Raw genomic sequence first — 1,522 nt, forward strand, 5'->3', positions numbered from 1 at the left:
GGACAAGCGCCAGCAGCCCTATTCTCTCCAGATACTGGCCTTTCAAACCGACCCAGTTCACAGCCCCGGCCGCCCACAGCAGGAAAACCGCCAGCAACGCACTGGCACCCACCACCTGTGCCGAAAACATGCCCCAACCGGGCGCCGGCGTGTAGCTGCCGCGCCGCTTGAGCCCCCACAGCAGCCAGAACGCGTTGATGAGCGCGCCAATACCGATGGCCAGCGCCAGCCCCGCGTGTTGCAAAAACGGCACCAGCGCCAGATTGAGCAGCTGTGTCACCACCAGAACGGCCACCGCAATGCGCACCGGCGTCTTGATATCCTGGCTCGCATAAAAACCGGGCGCCAGCACCTTGATGGCCACCAGTCCCAGCAGGCCCGCGCCGTAGCCCATCAAGGCCGTAGTGGTCTGCTGCACGTCGCGGTCGGTAAAAGCACCATAGTGATAAAGCGTGGCAACCAGCGGCTGGGCAAACGTCATCAGGGCCACAGCACAGGGAACAGCCAGCAGCACCACAATGCGCAGGCCCCAGTCCAGCATGGCCGAATAGCGCGCCGCATCGCCGGCGGCTTTGGCGGCCGACAGCTGCGGCATCAGCACCACGCCGATGGCCACACCCAGCATCGCGGTCGGGAACTCCATCAGGCGGTCGGCATAAGTGAGCCAGCTGACGCTGCCGGGCGTGAGGTGCGAAGCGATCTGCGTATTGATAAGAAGCGAAATTTGCGCCACGCTGACACCCAGCAAGGCCGGCACCATGAGCCTGGTGATGTTTTGGGTGGCCGGATCGGCCCAGGCCGCCTTGATCGCAGAAGGGTTCCAGCCAATGCGCGGCAGCAGCCCCAGCCGGAACAGCGCCGGCACCTGCACCGCCAGTTGAAGGATGCCGCCCACCATCACGCCGCCGCCCAGGGCGTAAACCGGCTCGATCCCGTGCGCCTTGAACCAGGGGGCGCCCAGCCAGGCCGCCAGAATCATGGAAAGGTTGAGCAATACCGGCGTGGCAGCCGGCACGGCAAACCGGCGCCAGGTGTTGAGCACGCCCGAGGACAGCGCCACCAGCGACATGAAGCCGATGTAAGGAAACATCCAGCGCGTCATGAAAACGGCGGCTTCGAAACCACGCGCCTCCTGCTTCAGCCCGCTGGCCATGGCCCAGACCAGCACAGGGGCTGCCGCCACGCCGGCCACACAGGTCAAAAGCAGCGCCCAGGCCAGTAAAGTGGCGACCCGGTCTATCAGCAGTTTGGTCTCGGCTTCGCCGTTTTGGGCCTTGCTGRCGGCCAGCACCGGCACAAAAGCCTGGCTGAAAGCCCCCTCGGCAAACAGCCGCCTGAACAGGTTGGGAATGCGAAATGCCACATTGAAGGCATCCGTCATGGCGCTGGCGCCAAAAGTCGAGGCAATCAGCAGTTCCCGCACCAAACCGGTGATTCGGGAGACCAGGGTCAGAAGGGAGACGGTAGAAGCGGATTTGAAAAGTGACACCCCGGGAGTTTATAGCCCCACGGTCGCTAGTCC

General features: G+C 64.0%; 1 protein-coding gene. It reads right to left on the bottom strand.

Going from position 1 to position 1,522, the window contains the following annotated elements:
- Positions 1-1,489 (bottom strand): murein biosynthesis integral membrane protein MurJ (gene murJ / locus AC1DWI_RS22740; protein ID WP_477725861.1); only part of this gene is annotated, 1,489 nt, incomplete at its 3' end.
- Positions 1,490-1,522: the final 33 nt, after the last annotated feature.

It is taken from the genome of Polaromonas sp. P3_C2, from assembly GCF_056402675.1.